The following is a 2,289-nucleotide window of genomic DNA, read 5'->3' as shown; positions in this document are numbered from 1 at the left end:
GTTCCATGCTGGCATTCAATCACTGGGGAGAGCGAAAATGGCCGAGCAGCGCGAGGTTCAAGGGATTAAACGTTACGACAGCCCGGCCGGCGGATGGGGGCCTTGAACGCGACGGCAAGGGCGGTGCGCGAGCAGATGGATGCCATGGTCGCGCCGATCACGTTGTTGCGCACGAATCAGCCCGATGGCTTCGACTGCCCGGGTTGCGCGTGGCCCGACAAGGAACATCGCTCGACCTTCCAGTTCTGTCGGGCGATGTGCTGACGCTTACGACGCTACATACTCGCGATCAATACAACACAACCATCTACGGACTCGACGATCGCTATCGAGGCGTGTTCGGGCGCCGCGACGTGATCTTTATGAACCAGGACGACATGGCGGAGCATCGTCTGGAGCACGGCGATGTGGTCGACATCGAGACGGCGCTCGCGCAACATGCTCCGCTGCGCCTGCTGGGGTTCACGGTGATCGCCTACAAGATCGCGCGCGGTTCGATCGGTGCGTACTATCCGAAGGCCAACGTGCTGATTCCGATCGATTTCTTCGATCCGGAAAGCGGCACACCGTCATACAAATCGGTCCCGGTGCGTATCGCGAAAGCGCAGGTCGCGGCCGGATAGTGCTCGTTGACACGTCGAATAGAAACGACGCTGAAAGAGTATTGCGTTCGCGTTGTTCTTGTTTGGTCATGCTCTGTCAATCTGTGGCAATGCAAAAATCTGGTCGCGCACAACGGACGCAGCACCGATCGCTGCCCCATCGGCACCGAAGCGCGTGACGAGAAGCGGCGGAGTGTGGAAACCGTGCAGCAGATTGTCGGATATCAGTTTCTTCACCTTTGACTCAATGCGGGGAAAGAGAGCGCAGAGAGGGCCGCCGAGCACAATTTTCTCAGGGTCGAGCAGATAAACGAGGTTAAGCATACCGGTCGCCAGCACCTCGGCCCATTCGTCGAAAGCCTTCTCGAGGCCCGGCGTCTGGAGGTCGTCTTTGGCGTTCGCGAGCCACGTCAGACCATCCTCAAGCGATCGATCCTCCGGAAGGAAAGGTCGGAAGCGCTCGTATCCCGCGAGCAATTCGAATGTCTGCGTCGCGATCGTTTTAGGGCTCGCGCCCATCACCATGTGTCCAAATTCACCCGCGTAACCGTGCGCACCTTCGAAGATTTGTCCCCGCTGCACGATCGCACCGCCCAGGCCTTCGGCGAGCAAGATCAGCAGCATGCTCTGCGCGTCTCGTTCACTGGCAACCGCTCGTTCCGCGGTCGCGAACGCGACCGCGTCGTTGCATACCGTTACCGACCACGGCAGTTCCGGGTGGGCCGAGAGCAGTTGCTGTAGCGGAACGTCACGCCACTGCAGAAAAGGTGCGATGACGACTCGACCGCTCTGATCTACCAGTCCAGGAACAGATACACAGACCCCGTAGATGCGTTCGGGATTGATACCGGACGCCGCCAGAAGACGTCCCGGGAATTGGGCGATCCGTTCTACAGCTCGTGCCACGTCGTGCAAGTGTCGACCCAGAGGTGCGTAGATTCTGTGTACGACGCGCATTTCCAGGTCGACCAACACGCAGGTCAACGAAATGCTGGATATGTCGATTCCTATGGAATAGGCCCCTTCCGGATTGAGGCGCAAGCCGGATCCCGGGCGTCCGAGCCGGCCTCCCTCGGGTCGCTCGACTGTCTCGATGACCAGCCCGCTATCGATTAGCTCCCTGATGGCGTGTCCGATGGTTGCCCGCGTCAGATTCAGCTCACGTGCCAGTTCTGCCCGACTGAACCTGGAACCGCGCCTAAGCAGCCGCAGGCATCGGGCAGTATTGATGTGTCTGAGCAGGCCCGGTGTCGTGGTTGCCCCGTTGGCGGCCGGGCTTTCGGCAATGTCGTCGTCCGTCGCGAGCGACGGACTGGAAAAGAGCGTATTGCGGTCATTGTCTTTGGCCAATGCCAACGTTTCCTGAGAGCTGTCCTCTCTGGCGGCCTTTCGAAACCGGTACAGGTAGCTTTTCAGCGTAGCCGTCGAAATTGGCAGCCCGTTGTCGTTTAACGTCCGAACCAGATCGGAAATGCGGGCTCCTGCAGCCAATCGCTGCTCTATCTCCGGCATAAGCGCGCGCAGACGCGCCGCCTTGGTTCCAGCTTCGAGTTTTTCGATTGCCAAATGGAGCGATCGCTGTTTTGTCACTGAACATTCTCCGTGTTATTTACTGCATTCTAATTGCATCCAAAAAGCAATACAAATGCATCCATTTTATAAAATATTGGCTGTAACCCCGTATTGA

Annotated in this window: 2 protein-coding genes; one reads left to right on the top strand and one right to left on the bottom strand. The window is 58.4% G+C overall.

All coding sequences use genetic code 11. From position 1 onward, the window contains the following. Positions 1-623: molybdopterin dinucleotide binding domain-containing protein (locus tag WCA53_RS13865; RefSeq protein WP_423911092.1), on the top strand; the 623-nt coding region annotated here is incomplete at its 5' end. A 66-nt stretch (positions 624-689) separates the two neighbouring features. On the opposite strand, the gene WCA53_RS13860 is transcribed toward WCA53_RS13865, so the two are convergent. Then, positions 690-2,192, bottom strand: coding sequence for an ROK family protein (locus WCA53_RS13860; RefSeq protein ID WP_423911089.1), 1,503 nt, complete (start codon positions 2,190-2,192; stop codon positions 690-692). Positions 2,193-2,289 lie beyond the last annotated feature (97 nt).

The sequence above is a fragment of the Caballeronia sp. genome (assembly GCF_049581465.1).
Lineage (GTDB): Bacteria > Pseudomonadota > Gammaproteobacteria > Burkholderiales > Burkholderiaceae > Caballeronia.
The sequence above is the reverse complement of the archived record's forward strand: the minus strand, read 5'-3'. Positions and strand labels throughout refer to the sequence as shown.